The organism is Acinetobacter sp. TR11, from assembly GCF_027105035.1.
Classification (GTDB): domain Bacteria; phylum Pseudomonadota; class Gammaproteobacteria; order Pseudomonadales; family Moraxellaceae; genus Acinetobacter.
The window spans coordinates 891,690-911,229 of sequence record NZ_CP114256.1 but is presented as its reverse complement, the minus strand read 5'-3'; the positions used below and the strand labels follow the sequence as shown (position 1 = coordinate 911,229).

20 protein-coding genes and 1 pseudogene are annotated in these 19,540 nt (G+C 36.8%); 14 read left to right on the top strand and 7 right to left on the bottom strand.

The features are described 5' to 3' along the window. Positions 1–41 precede the first annotated feature (41 nt). The 5 genes and pseudogenes from O1450_RS04430 (at position 42) to O1450_RS04410 (ending at position 5,097) form a co-directional block, all read left to right on the top strand. Positions 42–659, top strand: coding sequence for a rhomboid family intramembrane serine protease (locus O1450_RS04430; RefSeq protein WP_269229839.1), 618 nt, complete (start codon positions 42–44; stop codon positions 657–659). Positions 660–791: 132 nt separating this feature from the next. Continuing rightward, positions 792–2,471, top strand: coding sequence for an arylsulfatase (locus O1450_RS04425; protein WP_269229838.1), 1,680 nt, complete (start codon positions 792–794; stop codon positions 2,469–2,471). Next, positions 2,468–3,511, top strand: a complete 1,044-nt coding sequence (locus O1450_RS04420) for a formylglycine-generating enzyme family protein (RefSeq protein WP_269229837.1) — start codon at positions 2,468–2,470, stop codon at positions 3,509–3,511. The genes O1450_RS04425 and O1450_RS04420 overlap by 4 nt, the downstream gene beginning before the upstream one ends. A gap of 95 nt (positions 3,512–3,606) precedes the next feature. After that, positions 3,607–3,769, top strand: a pseudogene (locus tag O1450_RS04415) (hypothetical protein). A gap of 200 nt (positions 3,770–3,969) precedes the next feature. Then, positions 3,970–5,097 carry a helix-turn-helix transcriptional regulator gene (locus O1450_RS04410; protein WP_269229836.1) on the top strand — a complete coding sequence of 376 codons (1,128 nt, stop codon included), beginning with the start codon at positions 3,970–3,972 and terminating at the stop codon, positions 5,095–5,097. Between the two features lie 20 nt (positions 5,098–5,117). On the opposite strand, the gene epmA is transcribed toward O1450_RS04410, so the two are convergent. After that, positions 5,118–6,101 carry an EF-P lysine aminoacylase EpmA gene (gene epmA, locus O1450_RS04405; protein ID WP_269229835.1) on the bottom strand — a complete coding sequence of 328 codons (984 nt, stop codon included), beginning with the start codon at positions 6,099–6,101 and terminating at the stop codon, positions 5,118–5,120. Beyond that, complete coding sequence (locus tag O1450_RS04400; RefSeq protein WP_269229834.1) at positions 6,098–7,165, bottom strand: 4-phosphoerythronate dehydrogenase; 1,068 nt, start codon at positions 7,163–7,165, stop codon at positions 6,098–6,100. The genes epmA and O1450_RS04400 overlap by 4 nt, the downstream gene beginning before the upstream one ends. Before the next feature lie 191 nt (positions 7,166–7,356). Between O1450_RS04400 and O1450_RS04395 the strand changes: the two genes are divergently transcribed. From O1450_RS04395 to O1450_RS04380, 4 genes are all read left to right on the top strand, one after another. Beyond that, positions 7,357–7,731, top strand: a complete 375-nt coding sequence (locus O1450_RS04395) for a diacylglycerol kinase (protein ID WP_269229833.1) — start codon at positions 7,357–7,359, stop codon at positions 7,729–7,731. Positions 7,732–7,975: 244 nt separating this feature from the next. Then, complete coding sequence (locus tag O1450_RS04390) at positions 7,976–9,193, top strand: tyrosine-type recombinase/integrase (protein ID WP_269230414.1); 1,218 nt, start codon at positions 7,976–7,978, stop codon at positions 9,191–9,193. A 77-nt stretch (positions 9,194–9,270) separates the two neighbouring features. Beyond that, positions 9,271–9,486, top strand: coding sequence for a hypothetical protein (locus O1450_RS04385; protein ID WP_269229832.1), 216 nt, complete (start codon positions 9,271–9,273; stop codon positions 9,484–9,486). Positions 9,487–9,556: 70 nt separating this feature from the next. After that, a protein-coding gene (locus O1450_RS04380) for an IS3 family transposase (RefSeq protein WP_269228538.1) occupies positions 9,557–10,716 on the top strand; the annotation gives its coding sequence in 2 pieces (ribosomal slippage) (positions 9,557–9,791 and positions 9,791–10,716; 1,161 coding nt in all). 670 nt (positions 10,717–11,386) lie between these two features. Here the strand turns inward: O1450_RS04380 and O1450_RS04375 are convergent. The 4 genes from O1450_RS04375 to O1450_RS04360 all read right to left on the bottom strand — a co-directional run bounded on the left by O1450_RS04375 (position 11,387) and on the right by O1450_RS04360 (position 13,672). Next, the gene (locus tag O1450_RS04375; RefSeq protein WP_269229831.1) at positions 11,387–11,677 is read right to left on the bottom strand and encodes a hypothetical protein; all 291 of its coding nucleotides are present in this window, start codon (positions 11,675–11,677) and stop codon (positions 11,387–11,389) included. 122 nt (positions 11,678–11,799) lie between these two features. After that, on the bottom strand, positions 11,800–12,183 hold the full coding sequence (locus O1450_RS04370) for a hypothetical protein (RefSeq protein WP_269229830.1): 384 nt from the start codon (positions 12,181–12,183) through the stop codon (positions 11,800–11,802). 24 nt (positions 12,184–12,207) lie between these two features. Beyond that, the gene (locus tag O1450_RS04365) at positions 12,208–12,972 is read right to left on the bottom strand and encodes a hypothetical protein (RefSeq protein ID WP_269230413.1); all 765 of its coding nucleotides are present in this window, start codon (positions 12,970–12,972) and stop codon (positions 12,208–12,210) included. A gap of 91 nt (positions 12,973–13,063) precedes the next feature. Further along, positions 13,064–13,672 (bottom strand): hypothetical protein, encoded by a 609-nt coding sequence (locus O1450_RS04360; protein WP_002159601.1) that lies wholly within the window; start codon positions 13,670–13,672, stop codon positions 13,064–13,066. Positions 13,673–14,527: 855 nt separating this feature from the next. Here O1450_RS04360 and O1450_RS04355 point away from each other — a divergent pair. The 3 genes from O1450_RS04355 (at position 14,528) to O1450_RS04345 (ending at position 16,574) form a co-directional block, all read left to right on the top strand. Further along, positions 14,528–14,881, top strand: coding sequence for an antitoxin Xre-like helix-turn-helix domain-containing protein (locus O1450_RS04355; RefSeq protein ID WP_269229829.1), 354 nt, complete (start codon positions 14,528–14,530; stop codon positions 14,879–14,881). Between the two features lie 507 nt (positions 14,882–15,388). Next, complete coding sequence (locus tag O1450_RS04350; protein WP_269229828.1) at positions 15,389–15,736, top strand: hypothetical protein; 348 nt, start codon at positions 15,389–15,391, stop codon at positions 15,734–15,736. Then, entirely contained in the window at positions 15,720–16,574 is an 855-nt protein-coding gene (locus O1450_RS04345; RefSeq protein WP_269229827.1) for a hypothetical protein, read from the top strand. Before O1450_RS04350 ends, O1450_RS04345 begins: the two co-directional genes overlap by 17 nt. 152 nt (positions 16,575–16,726) lie before the next feature. On the opposite strand, the gene O1450_RS04340 is transcribed toward O1450_RS04345, so the two are convergent. Beyond that, the gene (locus O1450_RS04340) at positions 16,727–17,674 is read right to left on the bottom strand and encodes a MobA/MobL family protein (protein ID WP_269229826.1); all 948 of its coding nucleotides are present in this window, start codon (positions 17,672–17,674) and stop codon (positions 16,727–16,729) included. Between the two features lie 501 nt (positions 17,675–18,175). Between O1450_RS04340 and O1450_RS04335 the strand changes: the two genes are divergently transcribed. Together O1450_RS04335 and O1450_RS04330 are read left to right on the top strand one after the other, a co-directional pair. Beyond that, complete coding sequence (locus O1450_RS04335; protein WP_269229825.1) at positions 18,176–18,883, top strand: hypothetical protein; 708 nt, start codon at positions 18,176–18,178, stop codon at positions 18,881–18,883. A gap of 212 nt (positions 18,884–19,095) precedes the next feature. Continuing rightward, positions 19,096–19,311, top strand: a complete 216-nt coding sequence (locus O1450_RS04330; protein WP_269229824.1) for a hypothetical protein — start codon at positions 19,096–19,098, stop codon at positions 19,309–19,311. The last annotated feature ends 229 nt before the right edge of the window (positions 19,312–19,540 follow it).

The window sequence follows — 19,540 nt, the reverse complement described above, 5'->3', positions numbered from 1 at the left end:
ATGGCATTATTGCTAAGACACTGATCAATTTTAAAACATTTATGTTACATCTACCCTTTAGTCATACTGTGACACTGATCATCATTACAGTTGTGATTTCCTTGTTAGCCTTCTCAAATCAAACGGTGATGAATCGTTTAATTTTTTGGCCACCTGCACTGCAACGTGGACAGTATGACCGCTTTATCACACATGGTTTTGTTCATGCTGATGGTACTCATTTACTCTTTAACATGATCACGCTGTTCTTCTTTGGCAATATTATAGAAAGCTTTTATCGTCAGTTTTTTTATGACACAGGCTTTGTCTTATTTTATTTAGGTGGATTAATTGCAGCAATTTTACCAAGTTATTTTAAACATCGACATGATATTCATTGGGCAAGTTTAGGTGCGTCTGGTGCTGTTTCTGCAGTATTGTTTGCTTATATTCTGTTTCAACCATGGAAGCTCATTTTCGTTTTCTTTATTCCCGTTCCTGCGATTATTTTTGCCATTTTATATGTCGCTTATAGTATTTGGTCTGGCAAAAGAGGCAACACAAATATCAACCATAGTGCTCACTTATGGGGAGCAGCGTATGGTGTTGTCATGACAATTTTATTAGAACCTAAAGTACTGCCGCACTTTTTAAATCAACTCACTCAAATACCATTTTAATTTTTATCATACATGCCCCTTTTTTGGGGCTTTTCTTTTTTTAAGATTAATAATCAAATTTTAATTATTTTTATCATAAAAATCATCGCTCTAAACTCGCCATAATTCTTCTATAAAATTAAGTCGATTCTAATGTCTCGTAACTGTCTCCTTAGCACACTTTCTATTGCATTATTTAGCTTGTCAATTTCAGCTTGCAGCAATGATTCTGATAATTCAAATACTGTGGTTGAAACCAAGAAGCAACCCAATATTTTGTTCATCATGGCAGATGATTTGGGCTATTCCGATTTAGGCTCTTTTGGTGGGGAAATTCATACACCAAATATTGATGAACTAACCCGAGCAGGTCGTATTTTAACGGATTATCATACTGCCCCGACCTGCTCACCAACACGCTCGCAATTGATTTCGGGGACTGACCATCATCTAGCGGGAATTGGTGCAATGGCTGAACTCACACCTAAGCATCTAAAAGGTCAAGCTGGTTATGAGGGCTATTTGAATGAGCGTTCTCTCTCTATTGCAGAAGTATTGAAAGACAATGGCTACCGAACCTATATCAGTGGTAAATGGCACTTGGGTTTAACCGATGCAACCAATGCACATGCCAAAGGTTTTGATCATTCATTTACCCTATTACAAGGCTTAGATCTACATTTTAAACAATCACCGAATGCCTATAAGCGTAATGCAACTTATACAGAAGACGGCAAACAAGTTCCGATTTCATCCTTACCTGATGATTTCTTCTCTACCAACTACTTCACCGACAAACTGATCAGCTATCTAGAATCAGGTAAAAACTCAGGCAAGCCGTTCTTTGCCTATGCTGCTTACACCGCACCACATTGGCCTTTGCAAGCACCCGCTGAATATCGTGACCGTTATCGTGGGGTTTATGATGCAGGCTATGATGTAATCCGCGATGCACGCATAGCCCGCCAAAAACAACTCGGATTAATTCCAACAAACTTTAAAGCAGCTGAACCAATCGCCACACAAAATGTACCGCAAAAATATGGCAAGTGGAATGAGCTTTCAACTGAGCAAAAAGCTTTAGAAGCGCGCAGAATGGAAATCTATGCAGGCATGGTCGAAAATTTGGATGCCAATATTGGTCGTGTGATTCAATATCTGAAACGTAATAATCTATATGACAATACCTTAATCTTCTTCGTTTCGGATAATGGTGCAGAAGGCTTTATTCGTGGCAATTATGGAGCGGAATCAGGTTTTGATAACAGCGTAAATAACGTAGGTACATCAAGCTCTTATCACTATGTTGGACCACGCTGGGCAGAAGTCAGCGCTGCGCCATTTCATTTATGGAAAGATACAGCGGGCGAAGGTGCAACTACCGCACCTGCAATTGTAAAACTACCCTATCAAACCAAGGCTCAAGCCACGCATCATGGTTTTGCCTCAGTATTGGATGTGTTCCCAACCGTGCTCGACTACGCAAATATTGCCGTCCCACAAGGTCAATACAAAGGCCGTCAAATCAATACGCCAAGCGGTTATTCATGGAAACCTGTACTCGACAATAAAGCCCAAGCCATTCGCCCAGTGAACTTTAATTTCGCAGATGAACTACATGGTAGTAAATATGCTCGTCAAGGCGACTGGAAAATTGCATTACAAGGCAAATCAGAGCTAGGAACTGGGTCTTGGGAATTGTATAACCTCAAAAATGATCGCGGAGAAACCCAAAACCTTGCTCAGGATAATCCAGCCAAGTTACAAGAATTGGTGAATGTGTATAACCAATACACCCAACAAAATGGCGTCAAGGAATACAACATTAAATGAAGTTTATTTTCTTATTCGCATCAATCTGTAGCCTGTCCCTTGTGACAGGCTGTAGTAAAGTTACGCCTGATAGCCGTCATCCACATACCCAAACCACGACACAGACACAGACACAGACACAGACACAGACACAGACACAGACACAGACACAACTTGGCACATTACAACAATGCCAACAATATTCAGGCTTACCCAATGCATGGCAAAACAGTAAAACCTCTGGGATGGTGTGGGTTCCTAAAGGTTCGTTTCAACTGGGTTCAAATCTTGCCTATCCTGATGAATTGAATTTTGGCAAACCACAACGTCAAGTAGATGGTTTTTGGATTGACCAAACTGAAGTGACGGTTGCCCAATTTTCTAGTTTTGTGAAAGCTACAAACTACATCACCGATGCAGAAAAACAAAAACAGGCTGCGGTATTTTCACCGAATGTGAACACTCCAAACCAATGGTGGCAGCTGAAATCAGATTACACATGGAAAAATCCTAATGGTGCAGCAGGTCAAGCCCCTCTTCCTTCTGAACCTGTTCGCTATGTCACTAAAAATGATGCTGAGCACTATGCTGTTTGGTTAGGTCGGGATTTACCTACTGAGCAAGAATGGGAATATGCCGCCAAAGCAGGTTCGAAAAGCGATACTCCTTTACACCAAGCGCCACAAGATACACATCAACATCCACAAGCCAATTATTGGCAAGGTGAGTTTCCTTTCCAGAATAGCGTTGAGGACCATTTTCAAAGTGTGGCGCCTGTCGGCTGTTATCCTTCTAATGCTTTTAAGTTATTCGATATGATTGGCAATGTCTGGGAATGGACCTCTTCTGCTTATCACGGCGCACATGATCAACACATGGGTAATTATGCGGAACTGCGTCAAAAAAATAGTACCGCAACGCAATATGTACTTAAAGGCGGTTCTTTTTTATGTGCCTCCAACTTTTGCGCCCGCTATCGAAACAGTAGTCGTTATCCACAAGAGTTTGATTTGGCAGCAACCCATGTGGGATTTAGAACTATTTTACGTACAGTCGAATGATTCAAATCTCTATTCAAAACATGCGTCATTACGCTAGTCGAAAAGTTTGGATCAATTTAAAGTAAATAAGAAAGCAATAAAAATAGGATGTAATGATGAAAATAATACCGCTTTGCTTCAGTACTTTAATCACATTTAGCTTATCTGCCTGTGCAGTGCATACTCCTCATGGCAGCGTGGATTGTTGACCCAGACAATCACCATGATCGTCATGGTGATTTTTGTCCTCCAGGACAGGCTAAAAAAGGACGTTGTTAAATTCAATCTCGCCTAGGCTTTGATAAGGCTTAGGCATTTTTATCAAACCGTAAAGTTTATTCAATTTTTTCTTTCAAATGATTCATCTCATCAAATTGTATAAATAAAACTAGAATATATTTCAGTTACTGATTTCATTTAATTAAAACCCATATAAACTACATGGAAATGTATTCTATTTATTTTAATGAGATTTTTGAATGGATCTAAGCCAACAAAGCACTGTCATGGAAATCTTAAATAAGGTGCAGCATGCTGATGATTGGATTATTTTATTAGAACAACTGAATCAACATTTTAATCTACAAGCCTCTCAACTACTCGCAGTTGATCTTGAAGTACAAGCGCTATCTTTTAGTGTTCATCATGGCGTTGATTTTGATGAACATCAACTTGAACAAGCCGCACTAAAACAAATTCGTTTAGATATAGATGATGATCCTCGCTTAAACAAAATGTTAGTGGCTCCAATGCAAGGTTGGATGCATTGTTTTCAACATTTCACAGAAGATGAAATTCTTCAAACTCAAGTCTATCAACAAGTATTAAAACCTCTAAATTTACGTTTTTGTTCAGCAATACAAATTCTTTATGATCATAAAGTTTGTATCATACTTTCATTTTTGACTAGCCCCGAACGAGGTGCTTTGAGTTGTTCTGAATTACAGCCGATTTATGAATTATTACCGATACTACAGCAGAAAATTCAACAATATCGACATCATTTTGAATACTCGACAATGACCTTACTCGGGTCACAATTAATTCAAAAAATGAATCAGCCAATTGCGATTATTAATTTGAATGGAGATATTCTTGAATTAAATACAGAAGCAAAACAGCTATTGGAAAATAGTAAACTGATCCAAATCAAACAACGTCGTTTTGTATTTAATGATAGTAGCCAACAACAATTTGAGTTAAACCTGATTGAGCTAGAACGCCAACATAAGCGCCATCATGACTTAAGCTACGCTGAACGTAGCAAAATTATGATGGTTGATGATCATTTATTCTTAACACTGGATTTATTAAGTCCAGAAAAAACTCACAAGATTTTTGGTCTACGTCCAGTTTTACTCGCCACATTTTCTGGTTTAAAACATAAACCTAAATATCAACGAGAAATATGTACTCAGCTTTTTATGTTCACACCTGTAGAACACAAAATATGTGAGCAATTACTTGAGGGTAAAACCACCAAAGAAATTGCTCTCTCACACGATATTCAGGCTGATACTGTCAAAAAACATCTACAAGCGATTTTCAAGAAAACCAAAACGCATCGGCAAAGTGAGTTAATTCAATTATTGATGCAGTTTTTATAAGCATGTAAAGATCAAAGTTTTTAAGCGATCTCCGCTGGGAAGCTAATCACTTGATCAATTTTCATCTTATTCATCGCAACCATCAGTAAACGATCAATTCCAAGTGCAATTCCTGAACACGCTGGCATGTCTGGTAACGCTGCTAACAAATGTTGATCCGTTGGAATAATGGGTAATCCTTGTTGAGCACGCTCGATATTATCGGCATCAAAACGTTCAGCTAAAACTTTGGCATCTAAAAGCTCATCATAGGCATTGGCCAGCTCTAAACCCTCAATGTATACCTCGAAGCGTGCTGCGACTAATTCACCATCCTCATCTGTTTTCACCTTAGCCAAAGATGCCATTTCAGGCGGGAAATCAGTTAAAAATACAGGTGCATCAAAGCCTAAACTTGGTTCAACGAAATGCGAAAACAATAAATCCATATAACCCAAGCGATCATTTCCTAAATCAAGATTGAGTCCTACACGATTCGCAGTTTCTTTAAGTTGTTTTAAAGTCGCTTGTAAAGGATTAATATCTAAACGATCTTGAAAAGCATGCTTATAACTCAAAATATACGGACGAACTTCACCAAAACGATGTGCCAAACACACTTCTAGTAAATCCGCTGTTTCATGCATTAAACCTTTTAAATCTAAACCTGGTCGATACCATTCCAGCATGGTAAATTCGCTATTATGCTTACGCCCATGCTCATCATCACGGAATACTTTACAGATTTGATAAATTGCTCCGCTACCACTGGCCAATAAACGTTTCATTGGAAATTCAGGTGAAGTCTGTAAGTATTGGGTATTTAATTTGCCATGAATATGACGTTGTACTTGTACAGATGCCAAATGAACATCGGTTACAGCTGCTTGAGACAAAACAGGCGTTTCAACCTCTAATACCTTACGCTCCGCAAAAAACTGACGAATCTTTTGATACATCTCTGCACGTGCTTTTAATGCCTCAATAGAACAAGTCGGTTGATAGGATTTCATATCTTGGCTCATGCTTTTGGTCCACCGTGTGCCGCCCATTCACGGCGTAAAGGATAATTTTTACGAAGTAAATCAAATGCTTTTTGTTCAACTTTAGCATTTTGAACACAAGCTCTTAATTGTTTATCATCTTCAGCAATATCGTAAATCTGAGTGAGATGTTGTTTAAGCGCAGCTTTTAAATCCTGCTGCCCGAAATATTGTTCTACTTGAGGCAATTGACTCTCAAAACGCTTTGAGGCTTCATAAGAAAATTTATCGCAAAATGCCTCATAAATCATCTGCGTTCCTCTCGCTTTGCCTTCAAGGCTATACCCTGCAATATGTGGTGTTGCTAAAGCCAATAAATCCAGCAATTGCGCTGGAATCTCTGGTTCAAACTCGAAGACATCCAAGACAACTTTACGATTATTTTTTTTAATATCGCTCATCAATGCAGATTGTTGAATCACGGGTCCACGCGCACTATTAATCAAAATTGCGGATGCTTTCATTGCAGCAAACGTAGCATCATTAAACAAGTGTTGCGTTGGATAATCACCAGCTAAGGTTAAAGGCACATGAATTGAAATCGCATCTGCCCGTTTTAACAACTCATGAAATGAAACATTTTCAATATGACTTAATTGCACATAAGGGTCATATCCAATCACATTCCAACCCAACAATTGAGCCATCACTGCGAGTCGACTCCCTACATTGCCTAAGCCAACAATTGCTAATGTAAAAGCTTTCTCTTGTTCTAATAAGTCGATATTCAAATGCAATAAAGCAGTAATCACATATTCAGCAACGGCTTGCGCATTGCAGCCCGCAGCATTACTCCATGCAATATGCTGCTGTTCCAAAGCTTGAATATCTAGATGATCTGTACCAATTGTCGCACTACCCACAAATTGAATCTTGGTCTGATCAATTAAGGCATGATTCACTTTGGTCACAGACCGAACCAAAAGTGCATCTGCATCCTGTACATCTACATGCGTGAGTGTACGCCCTGCTTTATGCTGTATTTCTGCAAATTCCGCAAAGAAATAATCGGTAAATGCCAAATTTTCATCTGCGATAATTTTCATGCAATACTTTCCATCGATTTGTATGTGCTTATTATCCTTAGCGCAAAGGAAATTGACAAATCAAATCTGAATGTTGCAGTTAAAATGGCCATAAACACTACATTTTTAATGCAATCATGCGACTTATTGCCAATCCTCTGTCTTATTTTTAATTTTATAATAGTAGTGTTTTCTTCATAAGCAGTTTTATTATGACGCCTTACTCTCCCTACAAAGGCAAAAGTGGTATCAAACGTATTTTTAATGCAACAGGCTATTCCCTTGCAGGGTTTAAAGCAGCGTTTAGTCATGAAGCTGCATTTAGACAAGTCCTTTTACTTAATTTGATTTTGATCCCAATCAGTTTTTTTGTTCATGTATCAGCCCTAGAACAAGCACTCATGGTGGCTGTTTGTTTGCTTGCAATTATTGTTGAACTATTTAATTCAGCAATTGAAGCTGTAGTTGATCGTATTTCTTTAGAAAAACACCAACTTTCTAAAAATGCAAAAGACATGGGCAGTGCTGCGCAATTTGTTTCTCTTGCGATTATATTTTTTACATGGATGATTATTTTATTTCGATAAGTCATTATAAATAAAAAAAATCCCTGCATTAGCAGGGATTTTTTTAATCTAGGAAGAAGATGTAATTACATCATGCCAATTAATAATCTAACCTTCACTAAATACAAATTACATTACAATCTATCCAATTGATTTAAATATATTTTTATTCTAACTTTCCATAACAATGTGATACATGCAATTACCAATTTTTGTGAGTAAGATTGTGAGTAAGCACTTTCTAAAATACCGTTACTCACATCACATGCTAAACGATCTTAAAATCAAAAGCTTAAAGCCACGTGAAGAATTATACCGCGTGGCTGATCATTCAGGACTCTGTATAGAAATCCGCCCATCTGGTAGCAAATTCTGGCGTTATCGCTACCGATTTCTTACTAAAGCAAAAATGCTCACAATCGGTCAATATCCCGAAATTACTTTAACATACGCTCGCTTGAAAACAATGGAATATCGAGAACAACTCGCTAAAGGAGTAGACCCAATAAGCCACCAGAAAAAAGAACGCCTTGAAGCAATCAAAGCAAATAATGGTACATTCCTTTTAGTCGCCAACGAATTTATGAATTCTCGAAAAACTCAACAATCAAAGGAATGGGAACAACGCCGCAGCAGTTATTTTGAGAAAGATGTTTATCCTCTTATCGGTAATAAACCTATTCATGAGATCGACTCGATTGATATTAAAAATGTTCTTGATAGTACTATGGCAAGAATCAAAAAATCAGGAAGAGGTACAGGGGAAGTTAAGGGAATTTTTGTTAGGCAAATAATAGGTGAAGTCATGGAATATGCGATTATCACAAAACGTATTTCTATTGACCCTACCTACGTCCTTAGAGGCTACATAAAGCAGCCAGAAGTAACTCATGCCAGACCCTTGACCGAATCTGAAAAAAGAGAACTTATGTCTAAGCTCAATACATACGGTGGCTCTACTAGTACAAGGAATGCTATCAAAGTGGCAACATATACATGGCTTAGAAGCATTGAAATACGTCGAGGCAAAAAGGAATATATTAATTTTGAAGATAGGACGTGGACTATTCCAGCAGTATCACAGGCTGATATTTTGGCTGGAAAGCGTAATATGAAAAAGAACAGAATGCATGTTGTCCCTTTATCAAATCAAGCCATACAAATCATTAAAGAGCAATTTGCTCTTTACCCCAATAGCGAATATATTTTTGCAGGTGAAGATGGTGAAATGATGGGTAAAACTACATTAAATACTGCCCTTCATAATATGAAATTAGAATTCAGCATGCATGCCCTAAGAGCAACAGCTTCAACAATTGCAAATGAGAATGGTTTTAATAAGGATTGGGTTGAAATACAGCTTGCCCACGTTTCGGATAATAAAACACGGGCGACATACAATCATGCTCAATGGTTAAATGATCGTAAAACTATGATGCAATGGTGGGCTGATCATGTAGATAGTTGGGGCTTTGTTTCATAAACAACTGACACACCTACATGTATCACTTATAGCTATATTTATAGTTTTGAAACACAAGTCTAATGAGATTTAAAAACATGAATAATAAATTTAAGGGCGATCTTGATTTTTATGAATTAGAAGATATAAGTCATCGCCTTGAAGTAATTGAGCTCATACTTAGAGAGGATGAAATCCCCTTCTCAATGAAATGGGCTTATGGGGCTGGAAATTCTGATATTTGGCTTTTTGACGGTATTGCAGTAAAAAAGGAAGGTATCTTCATCGCTGAAAATGTCATTGGAAAAAAGTGATCCTAGCCAAAATAATGGACAGCATGTCCCTCTAAAGATAACGTAACTTCAATCTTTGGAGATCCAAGAAATGGCTAAACGTTTTAGTCCGGAATTTAAACAGCAAGCAATTGATCATGCACTTTCAAACTCCCACGAGCCTATAGCTGCAATCGCCCATAAATTAGGTGTGGGTTATTCAACCTTAGATAAATGGATTCGTGAAGCCAATCCAGTAGGTTCAAGCAAACGTCAACTTTCTCCTGAACAACAGCGGATCTTGGAATTAGAAAAAGAAGTCAAACAGCTCAAGGAAGCCAATGACATCTTAAAAAAAGCGCATGTGTACTTTCTGACAGATCATGCCAAGAAAAGTACACGGTAATTCAAGATATGGATGTGAATGAAGTCACTGTATCTTCTGCCTGTAAATGCCTGGGTGTCAGCACTTCAGGCTATTATGCCTGGCGAAAACGCCAGGCCAATCTAGCGCAGAAATATAATGATTTAAAAGCCGTATATTGGCAGCATCATGCACGATTGGGTGCACCTTCATTAGTACATGACATGCATGATTTAAGTTACAGCATGAGCGAACGAACCGTTGGAAGAATGCTTAAAAAGCTTGGTTTACGTAGCAGGATTGCACGTAAATACAAGCATACGACTGATTCAAACCATCGTTTGCCTACAGCGCCTAACTTGTTGGATCGTCAATTTACAGTTACTCAGCCTAATAAAGTTTGGACAACGGATATTACCTATATCCGAACTAAAGAAGGCTGGCTGTATTTATGTGTGATGCTAGATCTATTCAGCCGTCGTATTGTGGGTTGGCAAACCAGCCATCGAATAGACCGCCAATTGGTGTGTGATGCGTTTAATTATGCAATGGCTCGTCAGGGTTATCCAACGGGTGTCATGGTGCATTCGGATCAAGGTAGTCAGTACTGTAGTCGTGATTTTAGGGCGCTATTATTGACGAATAACTGTATTCAAAGCATGTCTAGACGAGGAAACTGTTGGGACAATGCAGTGACCGAAAGCTTCTTCCATACCCTGAAGGGGCATGTAGTACATGGCAGTGTATTTTCTACGAGAAAAGAGGCAAATGCTATCTTGTTTGAGTATATTGAAGTTTACTACAATCGAATCAGAAGGCATTCTGCAAATGGCTGGTTAAGTCCAGAAGCCTTTGAACAGAAATATTTCAAGAATTTAGAGGGATCGGTTGTCCACGATACTGTCTAGGATCACCAGCCATTTTTCTCTAAAGTGATATTATAGATGAGGTCACAGAGCTCATTATAGTAATTATCAAGTAATTCCATTTATTTTATATATCAATATCATCAATGACTTACATTATTATTTTCTATTCTTATTTTCAAGCACAAAGTAAGTAAATTCAGTTCATAAGTTTATATTCAAGTTACTCTAAATTAGAGTCTGTTGACATTTACTGTGTAAAAAATAGCGAGAAACTAAAATTCAATCGTCAAACTAAATCTACTTCTGGCTATGCTCCGTACAATCCTGACTGATCAACACTGGTTAAAACTGAAATCTACTGTCCATAATTTTGTATTTATCTCAAACATACTCTTAGAAGTTTTTTGAAGCAATTCTTTATAGAAAGTACTGGCTGACTCATATGTTGATAGAAAAGCCCATTCTGGTTATGTTCGGCTAAATTACAAAGTTCGTGCAAAATCACATAACCAATGTATTGAGTGGTTGCTTTACACAGCTAAAGTTTTAAAACAAGTGCCCCTTGAGGTGAACAGCTCCCCCCTTGTGTTTATATCGTAAGAACTCAAAACTTTAGTTTTCAGTACAACATAGCGTTCCATTTAATCAGCTTATACAAACACCAAAATTTCCACGCAATAGTTTCACCAATTGAACATCTTCATCCCCTCTAACTTTTATATTGCTTTCGCCTTCTTGAATTATGCTTCCAACTTTTTGCTACTGTATAGACATAAGCTGGCAGATCATCCCTTTCATCAGGCAAGCCCGTACCTCGTGCAACACGAAGTTTTAAAGGATAGTTCTTATATTCAATCAAATGAAGAAAATAAAAACTACGTTCTTGACGTGTGCTGAACTTTTTATGATACACATTTCTCAGATGAGGGTATCGTTCTCGTATACCGTCATTAGGGTGAGTATTTTCAGGTTGTAGGTACCGAAATTTCAGCTTTTTCATATTGCCTCCCAGGTCACATTACCTAGAAGGGGTCCTCTGCGTAGTAGTTCATTGTTTTAAACCTTTAATTTATCGTTGATCCATTGTTTTTAACGAATTCTCTAAGCTGCTAATCCTTCTCTTTATTTAAAATAATAACTGATGGTCGTATCTTTATGATCTCCCCAGCCTGTCGAGATATCCGTCAATTCAACACCATTTTTCTGGTAACTTTTTACTCGGTATAAATAAGTACGTGGTGGAGAAACTTCATTGCTTCGTACTTTCTCAATCAGAATGAAAGTCTTGTCATCCAACCATCTTACTCTTAATGGTAATGGATCTTGGCATTGCCCTATTTCTGCATACATTGCAGCATCTTTTCCATTCTTGGAAAAGGATAAGCCTGCACATTCTACATCGGGTAAATCTAAGACTAGTCGTTTACCAACTAAGCTTTCTTTTACGCCTGCACTAGCCAAGGTTGAAAGACTTAAACATAATCCTGCAAATATTAATTTTTTCATTTGAATAGACTCTTAATTTAGTTGTTAAAACACATTGTCTATAAAGCCACACTGTAAGATGTGTTGTGATGGATTTACTGGATTGTCATAAAGGCTAATAAAAGCAATCATGTCATTCGGATCAGATACATCTCGTTTATAGGGCTGGCTATAGATATAAATTTGTTTGGGGGTATAGACCTTTTGATTGTGGAAGACTTCTCCATCAAAGACCTTTAAATGTGGATATTGCTGAAAGACTTTGTGGGTCTTGCTTCTGTTTTGATCATCATGCATTGAAGCTTTATCCCACTGCTGTTTAAAGCTTTTTAATTGTTGTCCGCTATAGCGACTAAATTGAATATTTAATCCATCCTCGATCTTTTGTTTGGTAGTATTAATGTCATCAGCACGATAGATTGCAGTTTTTGCCCCTGCAACACTGACGTGCACTAAGGTTTCAATCTTTTTGATGGGATTGCTTTTGCTGTTGGGTAAATAAACTTCTGTTTCAGGACAATCTTCACAGAAATTTTCATCATCAGGATCATTGATGACGCTGTTCTTTTGTTTGCGGTACTGCTGTTGAAATTGTTGCTGTAATGAGGTGATTCCAGATGACCATTTCATTTCGTTGCCCATCAAGGCTAAGTGGTTACTCAAGGATTGTTCGTTCTTAGCCCAATCCAGACAAGTTAAGCCCTGCTCTAAGGTGAATGGCTTAGATATAGACACGGGTTGAGCCGTCACAGTCTGCATGATCAACAATGTCATACTGCTGATCAGTAGTGGTTTAAATCTAAATTTCATTTTAATCATCCTCGCATCTCCTACGGGCTTTGGCTACCCGCAAGAAGTGCTCGTGTAAAATATTTATTTATTTTTAATCGTTTAACATCGGTTATTGATAATGATCCGCTGATAGTAGCTGACGGATTTCACTGGCCATTTGTGGACTACGCCATGGAAATAGGACTTTTAGACTGTAATTCGGTTTGAATGGATCTCGTGTACCAATATTGACTTGAAACTCTCGTTTCATCGGTGTGCGATGGACCTGTTGATTGACATGCGTTCCCATCATTGGATTGCTAATCACAGTGGTCGTGGTTCTAAAGTTATCTTCGACTAAGTTGTAGTGTCCAACGGAGGTGATGTAATCAAAGGGATATTTCACGAGGCGTTGATCAGGCTGATCAAACAGAATAATGGTTTTATCTTGGCTATTAATCCAGACACCACGGTTTTGGTAGTTAAAAGTTTCTCCTTGACGCTTGAGTTGTTCAGTCATCCCGTCAAAGTAGGTATTTCCATATTCATAAAGGTAGTAAAGGATCACAAACCAGAACAGGTCAAAGCCAAAGAAGATGTAACCGAAAGCACCAAAAGAGAAGATTTTGGCAACGATGAGAAAGATCACGATGGGTAAGACCACACATTTTATAAAGAGCTTAGATTTTTGTGGACGGTGTTCAATGGGTATGATTTTGGGTTTGCTTAATTCAGTCATGGTTGTTTCCCGCATGTTCAATGCAATGCACAATCACCAGCAGATATAAAAAGGTTTATTTTTTATAGGCGTGACTTAGCCATCCACCGTTGGATTGTTCTTGTAAAAATATTGTTTGAATACAGACGAATAATAAAAATTAGCCGTATCGCCCTCGTTGCAAAGCACAACAAGATTGAACATGGGGTGAGGCACAAATCAAAAAAGTTTGATACAGCATAAGAAGCTCCTTTGTTTAGAAAAGAAGTCCTACCGATTACTGCTAAATAATGGTGGCAGAACGAAAGAGGGTTAGCAGACTGGTAAACAAAGAATCCAGCACGTACAAAGACGTCCCCCTTCCGTCCTACCATAGAGAAAAGAGGGACGAGTGGGTACAGCAGAATACAAAGTCAAACTTTGTACTCTTTCTTTGTTTACGAAGGGTCTGCTAAAACCCGCTGGCAATGTAGGCCAGCGAGCCCTTATTAATTTTATCCAGCGCTTTAGTCAATTTTACAAAGCACTAAAATCTATACATTTAGATTCGCCAAATGTAATCGCATTAAGTCTTTGATTTTTCCCATAAGGTCAAATTCGTCCGATCGATTAGCTCATTTTGCTTTGATGGATGAGGCTAAAATGGACTGTTGTTCTCTATTAAAATAAAACAATAAAATAAAGAATTAAATCAGGCGCAGCTCAGCTTTTACATTCAACCAATAGATATGAATCAATGCCTAATGAGCTGTTAATGAGAAGATTGAAATTTGCAAAGGCTGATTTAAAGCGAGCAAACTGAAGTTCCCTCTTCTTCAGTTATATGCTGTAAATAAGATAGAATAAATAATCAGCAAAGCTAAGCGGGCCGATTGAATGAACTCTGTTAGTACAGCAACGTTTTTAGCAGAAGCCGTATTGAATACCGCGGATTTACTCGGTCTTAGCCAAACACAACTTGCTGCCGTGATGGGTCTCGATCTCACGTCGATGAGCCAAATCGAATTCTCAGCTGTATTAGAACCCGCATCTGCACATAGTGAAGCTGGATTATTGCTGATACGACTTTATCAAAGTTTATCAACACTCACGGGCGGTGATTCTGAATGGATTGATTATTTTATGAATGCATTCAATACCGCAACTGATGGTGTCCCCATTCAGCAAATTCAAACCAGAGAAGGCTTAGAGAAAGTCTTAATGGTTGTTGAAGCCCTGAACAATCGATGATTTATTTAACTCATTCTTTTAGCGAATCAGCCTCGATTTGATGGATTAAAATTCTGATCATCATTTGCATCACTTCTTTTAAAAACACAGCAAACATTAAAGTTTATGCTCAATACTCCACCATAAACATGATTCACAATCAAATTCCCAGCCGTCAGAAATTTAAAAATATCTCCAGCAGAATCAATGAATTATTTAATGTTAAGATATGTAAAAAGATCCAGTCAAAGCGTTGACAGCTCAAGCGATACCCAGTTAAGCTAACTCTACACAGCAAAATCTGTGTTCAGGCGTAGGAAACCTGATAATATCTACAAGCGCAAACAAATGTCGCTTATGCGACTATTTTTTTGTCTATTGTTTAGCTGTCGTTATGGCGGCTTGACAGGACAGCTTTATGCTGGCCGTACCTTGTAGAACGGTATTTCCTACTCCTGTTAAGCTGCCACCATCACCGTAGGAAAGTGCTGGCGGTAAGTGTTAAAACTTATCTACAAGGAAACGACTATGAACGCAATTCTTCATGGTGCAAACACTTGCACACCTAAAAAACAAGCCTCGCAACTGATTGTTGAACTTGGCAAATCAATTTCAAATCCTCAGCGTCAAACACTCGCCAATCTTTATATTGCTGTTGACACCGCCAATTCCTTACTCAAAGAACTTGAACAAGCCCATCGAATCATTCGAGAATGTATTCATGAAATGACTGATGAGCAAATTCTTGAAGTTGCAAAGCTCAATCAAAATAATAATTTATCGTCGCTCTGGGCATTTCGTACACATCAGCGTCACAAGATGATTGAACGTGCACAACGTGTGCTACGTGGGGCGAATCATGTCCAAAACCAATAAGAATAATAACCTCCTGATTTCTGGAGACTATCCTCTGATTGCTTCGCCAACGCTTGCCAAAGCGTTTGGCGTGGCTGCCGCCAATTTTTTACAGAAGCTGCATTACTTTTTAGAAAATAACGAAGGAAAAACCTTTAATGGAAAAAAGTATTGGTTCCATAGTTATGAACAGTGGCAAACCACGCTCGGTGTATATAGCATCTCAACGATTAAAAGAATTGTGGCTAAATTAAAACGGGCTGGAATTTTAGTGATTGAAAAGTTGGCACAGAATAAATGGCTACAAACCAATTTCTATACGATTAACTATAAGAAACTCAAACAATTCATCAAAGTCGACAGTCAACAAGATCATCAGGCTAAAGTGAAATCACCCATTTCTGCTCCAGTCGCTGCACCAAGATTACAAAAGTCAGCACCAGCACATACTGTTCAACCGAGCACACTAATTAATTCGATTCAACAGGCATTTCAAAATATCAAGGTTAGATCAAATAGATTTGCACCAACATTAAAAGTGGCAAAGGAATCCCGTATACGCCCCGACCTTGTCATGCGTGAATCTTATTCAGTTGCAGGATTAAGCCAACCACTCCACCCTGCGGCATCCAAGGAAATATTAAAAAATATGGATATGGACTATCGCTGCTTTTATCAAGCACTGAGGCAACAACGGGTAGATATTGATTATGATGATCAGCGCATTCAACAACTGTTAAAGTATCAGAAGCGAATTCTTCAACATATTGTATATATCAAACAAAATTTTGCAGGGCATGAGCGTTATCAATGGCATACGCTTGAACAATTGCAGATGGAAAACTATTTTAAGAAATAGGTCAAATTGCACTAAGACCAATTCAGTTGATCCGTCCATAGAAAGTATATAAACAGATCAACTGATTTAATTAAAGGCTGAAGAAGGAATAATACATTCCATTGAGTTTGCTTGTGAGCAGTCATCATCTTTGGTTTATTAATGAGAATATATTAGAAGTCAAAATCAAATTTTTTAGATTGAACAAGTTGGGGTCTATTCTGATTTTCCTGTTCACGTTTTTTAGCCAACGCTAGCTCATACTCATTTTTATAAAGTTCATACAGATTATTTTGACGAATTTCCCGAATGTTCTTTCTATATTCTGCTACCTTGTCTTGATCTTCAGGATCAGTGCTATAGAGTAATGACCTCGGAATTTGTGGGACATCTTTTAAATGGGTTCCATGTTTTTTATTATAATCTTCATTAGATAAGCACGATACTGCACTGCTCACTTCGATTTCAATACCATGAATTTCTATAATTTTTGTGGGTGCATATTTTTCTAAAAATTCATTTATTATTTTTTCAGTTTGTGTTCGGTAGTGAAATAATATATTACGACCAAATCCAAGCACATCAGCCGTGATTTTTAATGCACCTCCTTTTTCAGGATTTTTTTGACGATATTGCTTAAAGAACTGCTCTGGAGAACGTTGAATATTATCCAACATACTTTTTTCTGAAAATAATAAATGTAAATGTGGCTGTTCTGACTGCCCATCGAGCGCAGCCACATGATTATGAATTGCGATTGTTGATGGCATTTTATATTGACCACAAAATTCATACATTAATCTTTCAGACAACTCTATACGGCGATTTTTATCCAGTTCTTTGGGCAAAGCGATTGTAATATGTGAAGAGGTTCGTCTAGTCTCACTTGTATATTGATCTGCTGCATACCAAAACTTTGCAGGATTATTTTCAGACCAAATCGGCATATTATAAGACGCACAATATTCAAGTTCTTCAATCTCACTTTTATGCTTTGAAAAATATAAAGTACGCGTAATATAGTGATATGCACTTTTTGAGAGTCGACATTTTGAATCACCATCACTTAATTTTATTTGACTCTCACCTTTAACGTTGTGACTTAAATGAAAATAATACATTTTTACTTCCGATATTAATTTAACTGGGATATCGGATCCTACAAAATTTTAAAAATTCATGATTCGTTTCGTGAAGAAAAATGAAAAAAAATATTTTTCAATTAAAACGCATGAGCAATGCCACTCCCATAATTTCAATTTACATAATAAAAACAATAACTTAGTTGTGTGTTTTGTTTGTATGTAGAAACAGTAAATCTAAAACATGAGTAACGCATAAATTATATAATAATCAATTGCTTAAAACTAAAAGTGCTGCGCAGCACGAGGAGAAGTGTCTTTTAAAGAGAGCGAAGCGAAATTTAAAAGACACGGAAACGAGATATAAAAAATCTTTTTTGCATTCGCAAAAAAGATTTTTTATCTGTCCCACCATTAACAGCCAAAAATTAACAGTTAAAACTAAAAGAAGAGTATTTTTTTTGAAAAACTCAACATATGACGATTTTTTTTAAGACTCTGTGATATACCAAAACTTTCTTAAATACAGATGGTTTAAAAATGGTTAGAGCTAGATTAACAGTAGATGAAATTATTTTAAGTGTTGAAACATACTTAAGGCAAATAGCAAAACGTACTCATTCAGATGAGTTAATACTACAATTGATTCGTTCAAAAACTGCAAATCAATTTACAGAAGAAGACATTAAAAATTTGAGAAATAAATATCATAAAGTTTTAGAATTAAATAGATTAGAAGAAGTAATGGACACTATCTGCTCAATCAAAAAGAGTGATCGCTCTGATATTGAAAAGGACATTGTTGATTTTAGTGGATATGAAGACCCTTTCTCTCAAACTGATGAAAGATTAAAAATAGCACTAAGGATGCTAAAAAATTACAATAGAAAAATTCCAGCTGAAATTAAGCAAAAAGCACACAATGAAATTAAAAAAACTTTGAATAATTCGTATAAGCAAAGAGATCAGAAGATAAAAGATAGGAAGAAAGAGAATCATGAGAAATTTTTTATCGGCAGTGTGCTTATATCATTTTTTAAATCACAAAATATTGAAATGAATTATCTTGAGAATACGCTTAAAATGATAGAGCTTTATCAAATTAAAAATTATTTTAGAAAAGAGCTTTTTTTAGAATCAGAAGTTAAAGAATTTAAATTCTCAAAAGAAGGAATAGATTTTAATAATAAGAAAAATATTATTTTTTCTGACCCCAAAAATCCTTTTTATAACAAATCCATAGATTAAAAGAAAAAGTAGTATACGTTAGCTCATTTATTTTAAATGAGCTAAGCAGTCGACGTTGTTATTACCAACAACGAACAAAAGATTATTTACTGATATAATAAAAAAATAAGTTTTTTTTATTTTTTTAAACATATCTCATCTTTTTTTTAATTAATTTGATAGCCTTTAGTTCAAGAGATTTCCTCTTAAAATTATATTGTAGGAGAGATTTAATGGTTATATCTATAGACCTTACTAATACAGAGCGACGTGTATCAACTGCGGAATTTGCATTAAGAATGAATATATCTGAAAAAGAGTTATATGATCGAATTAAAACCGGTCGCGTGAAAAGACCAATAAAAGATGGACGTAAAAACTACTGGCTTAATAGCTATGTCCTTACCTGTATTCTAAATGAGGAAAACTCAATTCTTACGTTAGAATGAAATAGATGTTGCTCTAAGTCAAAAGCGCCTGATTTTTCTCAGGCGCATTTTTTGAATATTCTCATTCATCCAATAGTTAAATTCTTATCTAATATAATGACGTCTTTTTTAAGAGATGTAGTAGGCCTATAAAATTAAAAAGGTCACAAATAACATTTGTGACCTTTTTTGTAACAAACTCATATGTGAGTAACATCATGAGTAAGTTAAATATCAATATCTTAAATCA